This window comes from Halorussus aquaticus, from assembly GCF_024218795.1.
Taxonomy (GTDB): Archaea; Halobacteriota; Halobacteria; order Halobacteriales; family Haladaptataceae; genus Halorussus; species Halorussus aquaticus.
The window spans coordinates 259172-275373 of sequence record NZ_CP100401.1; the positions used below are offsets into that span (position 1 = coordinate 259172).

Genomic DNA, 16202 nt, shown 5'->3' on the forward strand with positions numbered 1-16202 from the left:
ATTTACCGTCGTGCGTCGTTACCGGGTCCGTGCCAGAACGAGAACCGACGCGCCGAGACGTGCTAGAGGCGGCCGGTGCCGCGACGCTCGGCGGGACGTTATCGGCGCTCTCCGCGTCGAACGCGGCCGCCGCCAGAGTCGTCCCGGAGTCGGTCGCGGCGGGCGAGCGCTTCGAGGTCGAACGCGAACGAGCAACGTCGGTCTTTCCCCAGTCGGTCGCGAGCGGCGGTCCCACTCCGAGCGGCGTCCTGCTCTGGACGCGCATCGACCCCGACGCGAACGACGGCGAGACGCCGCTGGTCGTCGAGGTTGCCGAAGACGAGGGGTTCGACCGCACCGTCTACGAGGGAATCGTCCCGGCGAGCAAGTTCGGGAAGGAGTCCGACTACACCGTGACCGTGGACGTAGACGGCGAGTTAGGCCCCGACAGTCGGTACTTCTACCGCTTCGTCTACGGCGGCGACGCCAGCGAAGTCGGACGGTGTCGCACCCTGCCGACCCCCGACGCGAGTCCCGACTCGGTCGAGTTCGCGGTGGCCTCGTGCAACAACTACCTCCACGGGTACTTCGGCGCGTTCGGTCGCATCGCCGAGTCGGAGGTCGATTTCCTCGTCCACCTCGGGGACTTCATCTACGAGTACGCCGGTGACGGGCCGGGCGACCGCTCCATCGACCTGCCGAGCGGACGCCAGAAGGCCGCCGGACTGGCCGACTACCGACACCTCTACCGGACGTACCGCTCGGACGAACTCCTCCGGCGCGCCCTCCGGCGTCACACCCTGATTCACACGTGGGACGACCACGAAATCGTCAACGACCGGTGGTGGAGTTACGAGGCCGACGCCCCGCAGACGAACAGTCATCCGCGGGGCCACGACCCCGAGTTCATGCGCCGGTTGTACGTCGCCGGTATCCGGGCCTACACCGAGTACGTCCCGGTGCGCGCCGAGTACGACCCCTCCGGCGAAGACGGGCGCGAACTCGCACCCGACGAGATTCGGGAGGGGTTCAGGCTCTATCGGTCGTTCCGGTTCGGGGACCTCGTAGACCTGTTCGTGACCGACGAGCGCCTGTATCGTTCGAGGCCGCCGGACACCGACGGTCCCGGCCCGACGGTCTCCGCCGACGTCGCCGCGGAGAACCCCGGTCGGACGATGCTCGGTGCCGACCAACGGGAGTGGCTCCTCGACGGGATGACCGGCTCCGACGCCCGCTGGAGGCTCTGGGCGAACGAGGTGCTGGCGGCCGCCTTCCGATTCGTAGACGGCGACGGCGTGACGGTCAACGCCGACGCGTGGGACGGCTACGCGACCGAACGCGAGCGAGTCCTCTCGCACCTCGCGGAGGCCGACGTGGAGAACGTGGTCGCGCTGACCGGCGACATGCACAGTTACCTCGCGGCCTACCTGCTGACCGAGTATCGCCTGACTGCGGCCGCGGGAGACGGGCCGGACTCCGAAGCGGGCGAGCGTGCGGGCGTCGAGTTCATGGCCCCCGCTGTCAGCAGTGACAATCTCGAAGCGATGGGTTCGCTCTCGGACTCCTCGACGGAGACCATCGCGTCGGCGTTGGAGGCCCAGAACCCTCACGTCGAGTGGTTCGACAGCAGTCACTGGGGGTACGCGGTCGTGGAAGTCGAGCGGGACCGACTCGTCTACTCGGCCTACGCCGTGGACCGGAGCGTAGACTCGGCCGACGCGAGCGAACGCCTCTTGCGCCGATATCGAGTTCCGGCCGGAACCCACGAGATAGAGCGCGTCGAGACGGACGAAACGCGCGATAACGACGACGCGTCGCTGACGGAATCGAAACGTAAACGGACTGAACGAAACGGACCCGACGAGACGTGAAATGTGACCGAGGATTTTTAGGGGATGGCTGAGTTTACTCGTACAGTTCAGGGGGCCGCCAAGCTATGTCCACGCATCCGAGGTTCCGTCCGCTCACCGGTGCGACTGGCCTCGACGTCATCGACCCGATAGAGACACGGCACTTCTCGTTGCGCACGGACTCGCCGGTGAGTCCCTCCGAGACCGACCCCGACGAGTTCGCGTTCCCCGTCGCCACCGCCTGCCGGATTCGGACCGGGCGACTCTCGTTCTCCTACGCGGTTCCGATGGACGTTCGGACGCCCGAGGGCGACCACCGATCCTCCATCGACCTCCCGATGAAGACCGAGTTCCCGGCGGACGAGTATCTGCTGGAACTTCACTCGCCGATAAAAATCTACCTCCGTATAGACGGCGCGATGAGCATCGACGCCACCGACGACGGCGTCGTCATCGAGTTAGGCGACGAGACGACCGTGACGGTCGGCGCGCGGTCCTACCACAGTTCCCCCGCCGCGACCATTACCGTTCCGGACGACCCGGAAGCGATGATGGAGGCCGTGTCGGCGTTCCCCTCCGCACTCAAGACGACCTCGCCCGAGCGCGCGTGGCCGACCCTGCGGGGGCACCCGCCGCGCGTCGAGCGCGGGGACGAACTGGTAATCCCCGACGAGTTGGACGTGCCGGACACCGGCATCACGATTGCCGTACCGCCGGAGTACGGGTACGTCTACACCGTCGCTCCGCTGGCCTACTATCTCGGCGCGGAGGTCGTCCCCGGCGAGACCGCGAGACTCACGGCCGACTCCGAAGAGATTCGACACCTCGGCGACGACGTGGCGTCGGTCGGCGAATCGGTCGAGGAGATACTCAAGCGCGTCTTACTGCTGGACTGCGTGACCAGAACCGAAGGGTTGTATCCGGACGACCTCCACGAGCGCGACGTGCTGGAGACCCACACGGACCTCGATTTCGGCGCGCTGTACGACGCCCCGCCCGCCGACCGTCTCGGGGCGTACCTCGCGGTGTCAGACGAGGCGATTGCGACCGTCGAATCGCCGTGGCACCGAATCACGCACGTCGAGGAAGACCCCGGCCCTGACGCGGTCGAACTCTTGCCGTACGTCGTCAACGACCTGTCGCTGGTCCGCGTGAAGCAGTCCAGCGACGAGCAGTGGTCGCCGACGGAGTCCCAGCGACAGACCGGCGAGGCGTTGGAATCGTTCGTCCGGAATCCGACACCGGCGGACGGCGAGGAGGACTTCCTGCGGTCGGCGAGCCTCCGGCGTTCGGTCCGCCGCAACGACGGGGTGGAGACCCCCGAGTCGGCCCGCGAGAACGAGGGGGACGGTGAGGAGGGCACGCCGCTCGGTAGCGGGACCGCGGCCCGTGACGAGAACGCCGCCCGCGGCGTTCCGGGCGAAGGCGGTTACATGCCGCTCCCGGACGTGGACGCGCTCGAACAGGCGTGGATAGGCGACCGGACGCCGGTCGAGGGGACGAAGTTGCTGAAGGAAGCGTTCGAGCACGAGACGCCCGATTCCGAGGACGGGAGCGTCGAGATAACGGTGGTCTGCAACGACGCGGAGATGCGCGCGGAGTTGGAGTCGGCCGCCGAAATCTACGACGACCGAGACGACCTGCGTGCGGACGTTAGCAGCGAGTTCGACGTCACCACCGACGAACTCCGCGACCTGCTCGCCGAGGAGAGCGACATGTTCCACTTCGTCGGCCACATCGACGGACTGGGCTTCCAGTGTTCGGACGGAATCCTCGACGCCGCGACGCTCGACGAGACGAACGCCAAGACGGTGCTACTCAACGGCTGTCGGTCCCACGACCAAGGTGTCGAACTCGTCCGGGCGGGCGCGAGCGCCGCCGTGGTGAGTCTCGGCGACCTGTGGAACGAGGGCGCGATAGAAGTCGGCGAGACGTTGGCGGAGTTGTTCTTCCATGGCTTTAGCATCGGCCACGCGATGACAATCGTGCGAGAGCATACATCTCTCGGGAAGGACTACGTGGTAGTTGGCGACCCCGGTGTGACACTCGCGCAGTGTGAGAATATGCTTCCGTGTATGTATCACATCAGTCAAGACTCAGAACACTGTTTTGAGACCGATGAAATGGTCGTCGAAGTTCATTCGTATCCGATTCGTAATTGCAGTATCGGAGCCACTTTCCGGACACACCTTCCGGAAGTTACGCATCATCACGTTGCAGTTGGAGCAGGGGAGCAGTGGAAAGTAACACTCGACAGGCTTCAGAAGGAGTTCCAGCCTATCTCAGAACCATTGATTGTGGACGGTGAACTGACGTGGACCGATGCCTTGCTAGATAATTAAGGACCCATTTTTACATCACCGCTAGCGACAACAGGTCCTGCTTCTGCGAGCAAGAGCGTGGCCATCCATAGCGCACCCATCAATTTCGGATTCGCTGCGAGCCAATCTGTTACCTCTGACATTTTCGACATTGCACCCCTATCTTCAACCGCCCTTAGTATCTAACTTTCTATATTTTACCTATAGTAATATACAAATACGAAGGCTGTAAGCTACAATTACAGAATTGTGGTCGTTTTGGAGATACTTAGTTCCACGGTCTCAGAGTACAGATTCTGACGTGGGTGGTTCGAATCGGAAAGGGAAATTAATCGAAATCAGAACTAACCCCACTGTCGGTCCACCACGACGATTTAAACTGCCGCATTCCGACCTAATTTCCCCGACGCAAACCGCTAGACCGACGCAGGAGAACGGTAAATATCGCCGTCTCCAATTTATATATTCTACTCTCGGTGGGAAAATTTATAACCCAACGGGTGGAACACGTGATAAACAAAACCATGGCGACGGACGAATACACCCCACGAGGGCCGCCGGACGACTCGCCCTCGGAGGACGACTTCACGACGTTTCTGGGTCTGTTGAACGAACTCAAGGCGACCGGCTGTAATCTGCTGGTCGTCGGCGACGCGCCGCGGGAGTTGTTCGCCCGCGCGAGCGCCCAACTCCTCGGCGACTCGGAGGTGCTTCGCCACCGTGTTCTGGCCGTCACCGACGCCACGCCGGAGAGCGTCGCCGACAGGCTTCCGGACTCGGACGTGACCCCGCGTCCGTTGGGCGAGACGACCCGACTGCTGAATCACGCGAGCGCGCCGCGGTCGATTACGGCCGCGGCCGACGCGACGACCGTCCCCGAACTCGCCGGGATTCAGGAGACCTGTATCGCCGACCCCGAACTCCGCGGCCTGCAGTCCGCGCTCGTGGAGGCCATCGAAGACAGCGCCGACTCGGCCGACGTGCTCTCCCCGGCCGACCTCCGGGTCGGCGTCGATTCGCTCGTCCCGCTGCTCGAACATCACGGCGTAGACGTCGTCCGGCGGTGTCTGGAGATGGTCGGCGGGCACGTCCGCGACCACCGCGGGATGGCCCACTACGTGCTCCCGGACGCCTACGAGAGCGACCGGGTGCAGTCGCTCGGCGCGCAGGCCGACGCCATCATCGAACTCCGAGCGGTGGACCCCGGCGACCAAGGGCACGACGCCCAACAACGGTGGCACGTCCCGGGTCGGGATATCACGACCGAGTGGACACCGCTGTAATCCGCACCGCCCGAGTCGGTCCGTCGCCCCCCGTTCGAGTCACGTCGGTCGCACCGTGCCGTCGGTCGATTCGTCGCCGCTTTCTCCTCACTCAGTCGAGTCGTTGCCGGTCGAGTAGAGTGCCGTTTCGGCGACTCTAACCCGACTGGAGAATCGAGCTATCGCTCGACCGAAGGAGTCAGCGTCGCGTCGAAAAAACGGGTAACGGCGGGTCGGGTCAGTTTATCGAGGTCGTGTTGTACATCTGGCGACTCGGCCCTGCGGCACCGAACTTCGAGATATCCACGTTCTGGTACCAGAAGCGCTCGTCGGTCTCGTGATAGACCGGCAGGAACACCACGTCCTCCCAGTTGGCCTCCTCCATTTGGACGTACGATTCGTTACGGGCCGCCTCGGCCTCGTCGGTCGGGGCGGGATTGTCCTCTATCTGCTCGTAGGCGCTGGCCGCCCGATTGGCCGCAGGAGTACCCGACCAGTTGACGTACGAGATGGGCGCGTCCTGCGAGGTGTCGGTCTGCGGGGGGTTGAGCAACTGCAGGAAGTTGTCGGGCGCGGGCCAGTCCATGACCCACCCCAGCGAGTACGCCTGCAGGTTCCCCTCGCGGCCGCGCTGGAGGAGCGTCGAGAACGGCGCGCTCTCGATGTTCATCGAGATATGCGCACTGGCCAACTGGTCGCGCAGGAGTTGGGCCGTCTGGTTCCACGTGTCCGACCCGGAGTAGATGGTGAAGGTGAACTCGTACTGGTTGTTCGGGCCGTAACCGGCGTCCTCCATCACCTGCCGGGCCTGCTGAATCTGGGTCTGGTTGTAGCCGTACGGGTAGTTCTGCTCGGCGTGTTGGGTGTAGGCGTCCGGGCCGCCAGGGTAGATGTTCGGCGGCGTGAAGTGGTAGGCGGCCTGTCCGCGGCCCTTGAATATCTGCTCGATGACCTGCTGTTGGTTCATCGCGTACGCCGCGGCCTGCCGCGCGGGTTTCTCGACCCGGTTCGTGTTGAACCCGATGTAGAAGGCGTTGATAGTGGCGACGCCCAGATAGTTCACCGTCGCACCGTTCCGGACCGGTCCGTACGTCCCGGTCTCGCGCCCCTTGTCGTCGGTGTTCTCCACGGAGACCTTGTTCGGGTCGTAGAACGGCGTCGGAATCGGGAAGTAGTCCGCGTTCCGATTCATCGCGTAGGTGTAGATGGCGTTGTCGTCTTCGATGATGCGCCAGTTGACGGCCTCGACCTGTGCGGTCTCTCCGTGGTAGTTCGGGAACCGCGAGACCTCGGCCTCGTCGTTGGACTGCCACGTTTCGAACTGGAACGGACCGGCCCCGATCGGGTTCTGGGTGGCGAACGTCTGGTACTCCATCTCACCGTCGTACCCCTGAATGTCGCCGAGGATGCCCTCCGGGAGCGCCGCGAACGAAGTGTACGCCAGTATCGGAAGCGTGGCGTGGAACGGTTCTTCCAGCGTGACCCGGAGCGTATAGTCGTCTACCGCCTCCACGGCGAGCGTTCCCGGCTTGTAGTTGCCCTCGCTGTCGGTCTCGTGCTGGATCCCGATGGAGTCGAGGATGAAGTACGCTCGTCGGGAGTTGTCCGAGGCGGCCAACCGCTCCCACGAGTAGATGAAGTCCTGCGCCGTGACCTCGCCGAAGTCGCCGTGGAACGGCGCGCCCTCTTTGAGGTTGAACGTGTAGGTCGTGAAGTCGTCGGACCGCTCGTACCCCGTCGCGAGTTGCGTCTGGACTTCAATCGCTCCGTCGGGATAGTTCATCAGCGCGTCGAACATCTGCTGGATGACTCGCCCGGAGGCGGTGTCGGTCGCCTTGATGGGGTCGAGCGTACTCATCGTCCCGGTATTGATGAGGTTGAGCGTCCCACCAGAACCGCCGCCGCCCCCGCCCTGTTGCGTGGTCGTCTCCTGCCCGGCCGCGGTACCCGCAATTACGCTAGCCGATGCCGCCCCACCGGTCGCTTTGAGGAACGACCGCCGTGACATGTTGGATTTCTCGGACATGCGAATAGATGGACCACGCTATCGCATATGTAGTTAATTATTTATAATGTGGTACGCGGGAGGTTGGTAAAACGAAGGCTTCTGTCGCGTGTTTGACCGGAACTTCTCGAACAGAAGAGAGGTCGCGGGAATCGGTAGCGAACGAGCGGGTACGGGCGGCGTACTTCCGAACGAGTCTAGGTCGAGTCCTGACAGACGTACGCTGTCTCTCGACAGTTCGTGCATAACAAAGTGACACTCGGTCCTCCTCCCGAGAGACGAACGACACCATGAGACGGAACCGACTCGCCGACGTGCTGTCCGCGGACCGCGCCACCTCACCCACCATCGGCGCGGTGCTGCTGGTGGGTATCACGGTACTGCTGGCGACTGCGGCGGGGAGTCAGTTGTTCGGTCTCGCCGGAAGCCAACAGGGAACGTTCGCCAGCGCGACGGTCGATTACTCGCCGAGCGAAGACCGCGTGGCGGTGACGTGGTTGGCGACCGCCGGGGCGGAGGAACTGAAAGTCGAGATTCTGGTCGGCGACGAGCGCCGGGTCGTCGGACTCGACGGCGTGGGAGACCGGGTCGTGGTGGACGGCGACGGCGTGACCGTGAGTTCCGGGTCGGTCGGGCAGTGGAAGTCACCGACGATTTCGGACGGCGACCGCGTGACGGTGACGGTCCTCGCGGTGAAGAACGGCGAGACTGTCGTCGTCGCCGAACGGAGCACCACGGTGTGACTCCCCGAGCGAGAGCGGACTCACGAACAGATCGAGACCCCGTGAACAGGAATTTGGCGGCACGTCACGTACGACGGACGCATGAGCATCGGGCGTGGGACTCACGGCGAGACCGAGACCGTGTTCGATTGGCTAGTCCTACTTCTCGCGGTCGCTCTCGCCGGAATTCACGTCTACTTGGGCGTCGTCGCCGACGAACGGCAGTTCTTCGTCGTCGCAGGAGTGTTCGTCGTGGGCATCCTGCTGTTCTTCACGGAGTACTGGCGCGCGACGGTCTACCTGCTCGCGGCGGTCTACGTCGCGACGCTGGGAGTCCTCTGGCTACTGGGCGGGATGGAGTACGAGCGCGTCGGTCTCGTCCCGGGCGCGATAAGCACCACCTTCCTCGGACTCGCGGTCTACCTCTTCGTCCGGGAGTCGAGTCCGGGGTGACGGCGGCCGACCTCACTCCACGTACACCGAGTAGGTGATGACGCCGAATCCGGCCGCGGTCAGCGTGCTCTCGATGACGAGGACGGTCGTTCGGTCCACGCCGACTATCTGGTCGGCGATGCCCGCGAGGAACGCGCCGAGCGTGACGACGCCGAATCCGAGCGCGAGCGCCCGGAGCGCGGGCGAGTCGGTACGCCGGTAGGCCCGGTAGGTGAAGTAGGTGATGAGACCGCCGAGCGTGAGGGTGATGGTCTTGAGCGCCACGACGAGCGACGTGACGCTGACGAGGTCCGCGTTCATGTCTCCTTGCGCACCTCCGACCACATGTCCGCGAGTCGTTCCTCGGCCGTGCGCGACGGTCGCGAGACCGATACGTCGAACTCCTTGTCCTCGGTCAACGAGAACGACACCTCGTCGAAGTCCAAGTCGTAGCGCGTCGTGTGGTGGCCGTCGCTCCGGACTTCGGTCAGTTCCGAAAGTAGGGACGCCTCGGTCAGCGCGTCGAGTTTCCGGTAGACCGTCGAGAGCGGGATGTCGGTCGCGTCCGAGATTTCGCTCGCTGTCATGGGTTCGTCGAGTTGCTTGACGATGGCCCGGCAGTCCGGGTCGTCGAGGGCATCGAGGATAGCCTGCAGGTCGGGCGCGTCCTCCACGCCCACCGGATCTCGAACCATCTAACCGATGGTTTCCAAAGGCGATACATAATTGGTTCGACTTAGAACAGGCTCTCGTCTCGGTTTTACGGCCGTTCAGTTAACAGTCATCAAGAGAGAGACTCACCTGTTGAGGACTAAGGGAAACAACGAATCTCTGGGTAGTACAACCATTCATCGTTATCGGTGTTGTTCGTGTTACAGAATTATTCACCTGAACCCGCGCTCGATATTCTCCTCCTTTGAAAGCAGATTCGATTTTCTTGTGAGTATCAGGTCCCACGGTGATTGTTCGGTCAAAGACCTCATTTCCGTCTTCTGTTGTAACTGCAATTCTAACATCTCGTTCATTACCGCTATCATTAATTACTATGACATCTACTTTGGCATCTGATAGAAACGACAGACAGCCAACACCGAAAGAGCTAATCGGTACACTCATAGATGTAAGCAACCGTCGGCGACTATAGCACTTCATTTGAATACCGGTATAGTGTGGAGAACAAAAAAGTACAGTGGAATTAAACTACGTAGGCATTGAAGTAGTGATCAACCTGCACAGTCTCCGAGTAGTAAACCTCACTACCCGGATCATTTGTGTGCTGTCGGTAGTAACTTATTGGTACCTTTGAGTGTCCCTGCATGTACTCCCAGCCGGTTGATCCACCGGTGCTATTTACGTCGAAGAAGACACCGCCTTCACAGGACTCCGTGAGAGCTGTTGCGTCGATCTCCCAATCAGAGTAGTAGTAGTTCTTTTCGTCAAAAATAACTCCACCGCTATCTCCAATGGGCACACCGGCTTTTATACCGGTAGAAAGTGGGCCCATTGATGCCTCGGCGTAAATTTCGAATCCACCCCAACTTCCGGCATCATCTTCTTTGGGAGCCTCGTTATTGAACCAAATTTCGCTATTGTTACCCTCGTTGCTTTGGGATGGTTCAATGTGGTAATTAACCATCCCAGGGAGAGCCCCGTAGTAATACTCCTCATGGCTCGTAGGATAGTTCTGGTCAAATTGAAGACCTTTCTCGAAGTAGGAGTTGAAATGCCATCTATTTGACCCACCTTTAGGGATTTCGTAGTATGAGTGGGTCTCGTTCTGGTTATCCGGTGATAGGTGGCTAACGTAATGCCAGCCATCCGAGTCGTACTTAACCGTGCCTTCCGCCTTCTCCATATCTTGGACCTTCACATTTGTCGGTTCAGAGTATTCGCCACTTCCATCAACGCAATTACTGGTACTGGAAGTAGAAACTGAACCAGAAGTGGCCGTAGGGGACGACGTTGTACCCGATTTGCTTTCAGGTGTCACTCCACTATATGATGTTTTGTTTGTCACACGCGGCTCAGTATCTTTCATGAAACCACGAAGGCTAGATTTCGCCCCAGTTCGTTGTGGGACAAGAGTGAAAGCGATCGTCTCAAAGGAAGAATCCTTAATTCGGCCGGTGATCCCTCCCTTCGAGAGCGTTTGTACCTCAATTGTCTCCGCGGAAGCCAGTCCTTTCTTGTGAGCGTTGGGTGTGGGCTTCTTTTTTATAAAACTCCGAAGAACGTCTTTTCCGGCTTGGCGTTCGTACGTTTTCCTCTCCTGAGATAGGTTGTACTTTTTGTCTCCAACGCGAAGGAGTCCATGGAGTTGATCATTTCGGGCGGAGAACTGCGCCGACGCCTCTCCGAGATGCTCAAACGTCTGCGGGTCGTATGCCCAACCGACATATTTCCCACTAGTATTTGCTGAAACAGAATTGCTCAACTGCGTCAGTCCTATCGTCGATGCACCTATAGCTTTCAGCGTTTTCCGTCGATTGAAGTGAGGTTTTTCTTTCATCCTCAGTCTCCAGTAGATACCTCTACGACATATATTTTTATACTTGTATGAGCTAAAAATAATTTGGATAATCCCCCCATGTATTGTGGTGTAGTAGTCTTGCCCATGTTATTACTTAGACTACATTTCTGGCCATGGTTTCCATCTATAATCCTATGAAATTAACACATTTATTATGGTTCTAAGCACAACTGCGATTGTTTCTATCAGGGCCGAACATGTTCGAGTTCCGTCCCAGCCGCTGAGAATCACCGCCGCCGCTCTTTAAGTAGCCCCTCTAAGTCGCAAGTGTACCAATGACCGACATCGGAGCACCCGGAGACGGTCCGTCTCGACGCGACTTTCTGAAAGCGACCGGCGCTGGCGGTCTGGCCGCCGCGGCGGGATGTACGGCACCGAGCGGACGCGACCAACAGACGACCCGACAGCGAGCCATGCAATCCCAGAACTCCCTTCCCACGACGAGTCCCCCGGAAGTAGTGAACGTGAACGAGCAGGGCGGCAAAGTGACCCTCAAGACCCAACCCGCGAAGCACGAAGTCCACCCGCTCGACACGATGGGCGGCCCGGTCGAACTCCCCAGAGTCTGGGCGTTTCAGGCCGACGACCGGGACCCGAGCGTCCCCGGTCCCATCCTGCGGACGACCGAGGGCGACGACATGGAGGTCACGCTGGACAACACCGGCGGGAAGCGGCCCCACACCGTCCACTTCCACGGCGTCCAGAAGACGTGGAAGAACGACGGCGTGCCCACGACGACGGGTATCACGGTCGAACCGGGCGAGAAGCACACCTACCAGATACCCGCCAACGTGCCCGGTACCCACCTCTACCACTGCCACTTCCAGACCCCGCGACACATCGAGATGGGGATGTTCGGAATCTTCCGCGTGGACCCCAAGGGGTACGAACCCGCCGACAGGGAGTACTTCATGACGGTCAAGGAGTGGGACTCCTCGCTCTCCCGGATGATGGCGGGCGAGAGCGCGAGTTACAACCCGCGCAAGCGTAACCCCGACGTGTTCACCGTCAACGGCAAGTCCGCGCCCCGGACGCTCCACCCCGAGGACGGGTCGCCGATAATCGTCAAGCAGGGCGAGTCGGTCCGCCTCCACATAGTCAACGGCGGGTACATGTCTCACCCGATGCACATCCACAATCACAGGTTCCAGCGGGTCGAGAAGGACGGCGGGGTCGTCCCGGAGGCCGCGCGCCACGACATGGACGTGACCAACATCGCGCCCGCCGAGCGCCACACCATCGAGTTCACGGCCGACGCCGAACCCGGCATCTACCTGATGCACTGTCACAAGGTCAACCACGTGATGAACGGCCGGAGCTACCCCGGCGGGATGCTCAACGGCGTCGTCTACGAGTCGGCGATGGACACCGACATCTTCGCGCAACTGATGGAGTACGCCGGATACGAGGGATAAGCCATGACGCAACGATGCACGCGACGCGACGTGATGAGAGGTGCCGCCGCGGGGACGGCCGCCGCGGCCGGACTCCCCGGGTCCGCCGCCGCTCAGAGCGGCCTGTCGTCTTGGTTGGACGGCGTGTCGAACTACGACGGCGTGGTGGACGAGACCGGCAAATCCGAGGTGACGATTGAGGTGGGCGCGAAAGGGAACAACGGTAACTTCGCGTTCGGCCCGGCCGCCGTCCGGGTGGACCCCGGCACGAAAGTGGTCTGGAAGTGGACCGGTAAGGGCGGTAGCCACAACGTCGCCGCCGAGGACGGGTCCTTCGAGAGCGAGATGACCGACTCGCAGGGCCACACCTTCAGCCAGACGTTCGAGGAGACGGGCGTCGTCAAGTACGCCTGTGTGCCCCACAAGGCGATGGGCATGAAGGGCGCTGTCGTCGTCGGCTCCGAGGCAGCATCGGGGGCCGCCTCGGGCGGGGAGTCGAGCGGCTTCTCGCTGTCGGCAGACGAGTACGCGGTCGGCGGAAGCGTCCTGCTCGGTCTGCTGTCGCCGATAGCGTTCGCGCTGGTCCTGTTCGGGCGCGACCCCGACAGGGACCTCCGCGGACGGTAACGTGATTCGGTTGTTCGGTCGGCGGTTCGCTCTATTCGCTCGCCACATCTCACTGTTTGCTCGCCACTGTACTACGACCGTCGAACTCACGCGTCCATCGTCGCGGATACTCGGTTCACACTTCCACACTGCTCGGCTACCGGAGAAGCGTTCGCGCTACAGGTCCGCGAGAGACGACACGATGGATTCGACTCGTTCGTCGGAGTGATATCGCACGTCGCCCGTCCGCGAATCGTACTCGACGACGCCGTGGTCCTCCAGTTTCGGGAGGTGAACGTGGTGGAGTTGAGTCCGGGTCGCGTCCGTGGGCGACTCCGCGCTCCCGTCCGTCTCGACCGATAGCCGAGCGAGTTGGTCAGCGAGTGCTTCCATCGAAGCGGTGTCGGTATCGCTGTTGGCGAAGTGTTCGACTATCTTCCGACGCTCCTTGTTCCGGAGGACCTTCAGAATGCGGTCGATTTGCTCTGGTTCGTCGTTCATTGTAGCGTGTCCTGTCGTCGATAGTTGATACGATGACGGATGGTCGGAAGACGGATTAGTCCGCCGTTATTCCGAATTCACACAGGCGTCACGTTCGAGAGTGTAATCTCCCACGTCCGCGCAAAAGAGTCTGAAACGTCTGTAAGCACCAGTCACCCGATTCCTCACAACAGAGCCAGCCATAATTGGCTCTCGAAATCCGTCGCGACGGCCAGCGTCTCTCGGAGAACACTGACCACTTCTCACTAGAATCCTGCCACGAGGTGGCAGGACGTAGCACGCAGTTGACGAGTGGTTGGGACACTACAGACTGCGTGCCACTTTCGTTTTCGATATCACGTCCTATATAGTTTGTGTGATTAAGTGAGTGAAGACTATCGGCGGAGTGCCGACGGACGAAAGACAGTGGTAGAACAGGTGAAAGGCTACAGAGAGCGGAGTTGGTGTGAGAACTGTACGACAATGACTAAAGGACAGGAACACGAAATGGAGGTATCTCCGGGGTTCACCCGGTGGTGGTTGGGACACCATGGTCGATACCGACAAACAAGCGCAGGCCGCTGGACTGCTCCAGCAACTCGGCCTGAAAGAGTACGAGGCGAAGTGTTTCGTCGCCCTGACGCGGAAAGAGACGGCGACGGCCAAACAGATAAGCGAAATCGCGGACGTTCCCCGGACGCGAGTCTACGACGCGATTCGAGTGTTGGAAGCGCAGGGACTGGTCGAAATCCAGCACACGAACCCGCGCCAGTACCGGGCAGTCCCCCTCGAAGAGGCCACCCAGACCCTCCGACGACAGTACGAGTCCCGCGTTGACGAACTGCAGGAGATTCTCGACGACATCGAACCGGCGAACGAGAGTGACAGCAAGGTGACCCACGAGGTGTGGTCGCTGTCGGGCACCGAAGGCATCACCAGCCGAATGTTACAACTCCTCGACGACGCCGAGGAGGAGGTCATCTTCGTCGTGAGTTCGCCGTCCATCGTCACCGACGACATCGTGGAGAAACTCAACGACGCGACCGAGCGGGGCCTCGACGTGCTGATCGGGACGGCCGTGCCGGGCCAAAGCGGCGAACTCCGGAACGCCATCCCGGACGCGGAGGTGTTCGTGTCCGAACTCGATTGGCTCCACGGCACGGCCGGTGACGACACCGCTATCGGCCGGATGCTGTTGGTCGACGAGAGTACGATTCTCCTGAGTTCGATGAACGAGGAAGCGCGGACCGAACGGGCGATTTTCGGACGCGGGTTCGAGAACGGACTCGTCGTCATCACGCGACGACTGATGGCGACCGGACTCCTCTCCCAGCAGGACCCCGGTACGTAACTCGTCACTGCCAGCGTATTCCTGCGTGAACTCGGCAACTGCCGGACGTGGCACCGGTCGATTCAGACCGCGTAACCTCGTAAACGGGACGACGACCTACCGATACCTCTCCGGTCCCTCCGCCGCGAGGTCGCGCAGGCGTGCGATTCGCTCGTCAGTCGGCGGATGCGTCTCCACTTCGACCGGCAGGTCCGCGAGCGGAGCGTCCCCGTCCTCGGCGTCCGCGTCCGCGATACCGTGAGGGAGAAAGCAGAGTTCCCGGACGCCGGACCGAGCGCCGGGAGACCGAACGTCGCTCGCTCTCGCGTCGTCGGTCGGCCGCGAGGGAGCGTCGTCTGCCAGCGTCTCCAGTGCGCTGGCCATCGCCGCGGGGTCGCCCGCGAGCAGCGCCCCGGCCCGGTCTGCGGCGAACTCCCGGTACCGGGAGAGGCGGCCGCTCAGAACGGCCACCGGGAGCGCCAGCAGGCCGAGCGCGACGCCGCCGAACAGGACCGTGAAGGCGACGAATCCGGCGAACGCGAGGAGCGATTCGACACCGAACGGCGGGGCGGCGACCAGTGCGGTGCTGACCGCGTACCCCCCGACGAGGGCGACGCCGAGCGCGAGCGTCCGGACGGGAGCGGAGACCGCCTCGAACAGGGAGTACTCGTCGTTGGCGAGCGCCGGGAGGAACGTCGCCAGCGTCATCACCGCGGCGTCGCGATTCTGGAGGTGCGCGAGTTCGTGGGCCAGCACGGCGTCGAGTTCGTCGTCGGAGAGCGCGGCTAACAGGCCGGTCGAGACCGCGACGGTCCCGCCGCGGAGGTCGCCGACCGTGAAACTATTCGCCGCGTCGGTCTCCGCGACCGCGAGCGTCGGCGGCGTCACGTCGGCGGACTGGGCGAGACGGCGCAGGCGAGCGTGGAGGTCGGGGTACGCCGATTCGCCCACGGGTCGGGCGTCGGCCGCCGCGAGCGCCTCTCGACGCGTGTACCGGAGTTGCGCCCACGCGAGCGCGAGCGTGGCGGGTGCGACGAGCGCGACCCACGCGACGGGCAGTCCGCCGAGCGACTGCCCGGCGGCCGACCGACCGCCGAATAGCGGGAGGAGCCACGGCCTGAGGAGGTACGCGACGACCGCGACGAACAGCGCGTCGGCGGCCAGCACCAGTGCCAACGTGACCGCGATTCGGTACGTGAGGGCTGAGTCGTCGGGCGGACCGTCGTTCGATGCGGAGTGTCGTGACATGGAGGGCTGACTGGTTGGGGCTATGACGGAGAGGAAGATATAT

Annotated in this window: 16 protein-coding genes; 8 read left to right on the top strand and 8 right to left on the bottom strand. The window is 62.0% G+C overall.

Annotated features, from left to right (window positions below; all coding sequences use genetic code 11):
• Positions 1 to 29: 29 nt before the first annotated feature.
• Both NGM06_RS19695 and NGM06_RS19700 read left to right on the top strand, forming a co-directional pair.
• Positions 30 to 1850, top strand: a complete 1821-nt coding sequence (locus NGM06_RS19695) for an alkaline phosphatase D family protein (RefSeq protein WP_254270115.1) — start codon at positions 30 to 32, stop codon at positions 1848 to 1850.
• 65 nt (positions 1851 to 1915) lie between these two features.
• The gene (locus NGM06_RS19700) at positions 1916 to 4171 is read left to right on the top strand and encodes a CHAT domain-containing protein (protein WP_254270116.1); all 2256 of its coding nucleotides are present in this window, start codon (positions 1916 to 1918) and stop codon (positions 4169 to 4171) included.
• On the opposite strand, the gene NGM06_RS24480 is transcribed toward NGM06_RS19700, so the two are convergent.
• The gene (locus NGM06_RS24480) at positions 4168 to 4302 is read right to left on the bottom strand and encodes a DUF7503 family protein (RefSeq protein ID WP_438267636.1); all 135 of its coding nucleotides are present in this window, start codon (positions 4300 to 4302) and stop codon (positions 4168 to 4170) included. The genes NGM06_RS19700 and NGM06_RS24480 overlap by 4 nt on opposite strands.
• Positions 4303 to 4674: 372 nt before the next feature.
• On the opposite strand from NGM06_RS24480, the gene NGM06_RS19705 reads away from it, so the two are divergent.
• Positions 4675 to 5433, top strand: coding sequence for a DUF7504 family protein (locus NGM06_RS19705; RefSeq protein ID WP_254270117.1), 759 nt, complete (start codon positions 4675 to 4677; stop codon positions 5431 to 5433).
• 217 nt (positions 5434 to 5650) lie between these two features.
• Here the strand turns inward: NGM06_RS19705 and NGM06_RS19710 are convergent, their stop codons facing one another.
• Positions 5651 to 7438, bottom strand: coding sequence for an ABC transporter substrate-binding protein (locus NGM06_RS19710; RefSeq protein ID WP_254270118.1), 1788 nt, complete (start codon positions 7436 to 7438; stop codon positions 5651 to 5653).
• 269 nt (positions 7439 to 7707) lie between these two features.
• Between NGM06_RS19710 and NGM06_RS19715 the strand changes: the two genes are divergently transcribed.
• Positions 7708 to 8160 (top strand): type IV pilin N-terminal domain-containing protein, encoded by a 453-nt coding sequence (locus tag NGM06_RS19715; protein ID WP_254270119.1) that lies wholly within the window; start codon positions 7708 to 7710, stop codon positions 8158 to 8160.
• 81 nt (positions 8161 to 8241) lie between these two features.
• Positions 8242 to 8592 (top strand): hypothetical protein, encoded by a 351-nt coding sequence (locus NGM06_RS19720; RefSeq protein WP_254270120.1) that lies wholly within the window; start codon positions 8242 to 8244, stop codon positions 8590 to 8592.
• 12 nt (positions 8593 to 8604) lie between these two features.
• Here the strand turns inward: NGM06_RS19720 and NGM06_RS19725 are convergent, their stop codons facing one another.
• The 4 genes from NGM06_RS19725 to NGM06_RS19735 form a co-directional block, all read right to left on the bottom strand.
• Positions 8605 to 8892, bottom strand: coding sequence for a DUF7521 family protein (locus NGM06_RS19725; RefSeq protein ID WP_254270121.1), 288 nt, complete (start codon positions 8890 to 8892; stop codon positions 8605 to 8607).
• Positions 8889 to 9266 carry a winged helix-turn-helix domain-containing protein gene (locus NGM06_RS19730; RefSeq protein WP_254270122.1) on the bottom strand — a complete coding sequence of 126 codons (378 nt, stop codon included), beginning with the start codon at positions 9264 to 9266 and terminating at the stop codon, positions 8889 to 8891. The genes NGM06_RS19725 and NGM06_RS19730 overlap by 4 nt, the downstream gene beginning before the upstream one ends.
• Before the next feature lie 79 nt (positions 9267 to 9345).
• Positions 9346 to 9723: an Ig-like domain-containing protein gene (locus NGM06_RS24530; RefSeq protein ID WP_465260984.1), complete on the bottom strand. Its 378-nt coding sequence runs from the start codon at positions 9721 to 9723 to the stop codon at positions 9346 to 9348.
• Positions 9724 to 9766: 43 nt separating this feature from the next.
• Positions 9767 to 11080 (bottom strand): hypothetical protein, encoded by a 1314-nt coding sequence (locus NGM06_RS19735; protein ID WP_254270123.1) that lies wholly within the window; start codon positions 11078 to 11080, stop codon positions 9767 to 9769.
• A 296-nt stretch (positions 11081 to 11376) separates the two neighbouring features.
• On the opposite strand from NGM06_RS19735, the gene NGM06_RS19740 reads away from it, so the two are divergent.
• Together NGM06_RS19740 and NGM06_RS19745 are read left to right on the top strand one after the other, a co-directional pair.
• Positions 11377 to 12516 carry a multicopper oxidase domain-containing protein gene (locus tag NGM06_RS19740; protein ID WP_254270124.1) on the top strand — a complete coding sequence of 380 codons (1140 nt, stop codon included), beginning with the start codon at positions 11377 to 11379 and terminating at the stop codon, positions 12514 to 12516.
• A gap of 3 nt (positions 12517 to 12519) precedes the next feature.
• A complete protein-coding gene (locus NGM06_RS19745) occupies positions 12520 to 13122 on the top strand; it encodes a halocyanin domain-containing protein (protein WP_379793618.1) in 603 nt (200 codons plus the stop codon).
• Between the two features lie 156 nt (positions 13123 to 13278).
• Here NGM06_RS19745 and NGM06_RS19750 read toward each other — a convergent pair whose 3' ends face one another.
• The gene (locus tag NGM06_RS19750) at positions 13279 to 13602 is read right to left on the bottom strand and encodes a DUF7344 domain-containing protein (RefSeq protein WP_254270125.1); all 324 of its coding nucleotides are present in this window, start codon (positions 13600 to 13602) and stop codon (positions 13279 to 13281) included.
• A 529-nt stretch (positions 13603 to 14131) separates the two neighbouring features.
• Here NGM06_RS19750 and NGM06_RS19755 point away from each other — a divergent pair.
• The gene (locus tag NGM06_RS19755; protein WP_254270126.1) at positions 14132 to 14932 is read left to right on the top strand and encodes a TrmB family transcriptional regulator; all 801 of its coding nucleotides are present in this window, start codon (positions 14132 to 14134) and stop codon (positions 14930 to 14932) included.
• A gap of 96 nt (positions 14933 to 15028) precedes the next feature.
• Here the strand turns inward: NGM06_RS19755 and NGM06_RS19760 are convergent, their stop codons facing one another.
• On the bottom strand, positions 15029 to 16159 hold the full coding sequence (locus NGM06_RS19760) for a M48 family metalloprotease (RefSeq protein WP_254270127.1): 1131 nt from the start codon (positions 16157 to 16159) through the stop codon (positions 15029 to 15031).
• Between the last annotated feature and the right edge of the window lie 43 nt (positions 16160 to 16202).

What these genes read in the sequence shown, in the direction of transcription:
- NGM06_RS19700 (WP_254270116.1), top strand. Translation starts at nt 1,916, where the DNA reads ATGTCCACGCATCCGAGGTTCCGTCCGCTCACCGGTGCGACTGGCCTC.
- NGM06_RS24480 (WP_438267636.1), bottom strand. Translation starts at nt 4,302, where the DNA reads ATGTCGAAAATGTCAGAGGTAACAGATTGGCTCGCAGCGAATCCGAAA.
- NGM06_RS19705 (WP_254270117.1), top strand. Translation starts at nt 4,675, where the DNA reads ATGGCGACGGACGAATACACCCCACGAGGGCCGCCGGACGACTCGCCC.
- NGM06_RS19710 (WP_254270118.1), bottom strand. Translation starts at nt 7,438, where the DNA reads ATGTCCGAGAAATCCAACATGTCACGGCGGTCGTTCCTCAAAGCGACC.
- NGM06_RS19715 (WP_254270119.1), top strand. Translation starts at nt 7,708, where the DNA reads ATGAGACGGAACCGACTCGCCGACGTGCTGTCCGCGGACCGCGCCACC.
- NGM06_RS19720 (WP_254270120.1), top strand. Translation starts at nt 8,242, where the DNA reads ATGAGCATCGGGCGTGGGACTCACGGCGAGACCGAGACCGTGTTCGAT.
- NGM06_RS19725 (WP_254270121.1), bottom strand. Translation starts at nt 8,892, where the DNA reads ATGAACGCGGACCTCGTCAGCGTCACGTCGCTCGTCGTGGCGCTCAAG.
- NGM06_RS19730 (WP_254270122.1), bottom strand. Translation starts at nt 9,266, where the DNA reads ATGGTTCGAGATCCGGTGGGCGTGGAGGACGCGCCCGACCTGCAGGCT.
- NGM06_RS24530 (WP_465260984.1), bottom strand. Translation starts at nt 9,723, where the DNA reads ATGAAGTGCTATAGTCGCCGACGGTTGCTTACATCTATGAGTGTACCG.
- NGM06_RS19735 (WP_254270123.1), bottom strand. Translation starts at nt 11,080, where the DNA reads ATGAAAGAAAAACCTCACTTCAATCGACGGAAAACGCTGAAAGCTATA.
- NGM06_RS19740 (WP_254270124.1), top strand. Translation starts at nt 11,377, where the DNA reads ATGACCGACATCGGAGCACCCGGAGACGGTCCGTCTCGACGCGACTTT.
- NGM06_RS19745 (WP_379793618.1), top strand. Translation starts at nt 12,520, where the DNA reads ATGACGCAACGATGCACGCGACGCGACGTGATGAGAGGTGCCGCCGCG.
- NGM06_RS19750 (WP_254270125.1), bottom strand. Translation starts at nt 13,602, where the DNA reads ATGAACGACGAACCAGAGCAAATCGACCGCATTCTGAAGGTCCTCCGG.
- NGM06_RS19755 (WP_254270126.1), top strand. Translation starts at nt 14,132, where the DNA reads ATGGTCGATACCGACAAACAAGCGCAGGCCGCTGGACTGCTCCAGCAA.
- NGM06_RS19760 (WP_254270127.1), bottom strand. Translation starts at nt 16,159, where the DNA reads ATGTCACGACACTCCGCATCGAACGACGGTCCGCCCGACGACTCAGCC.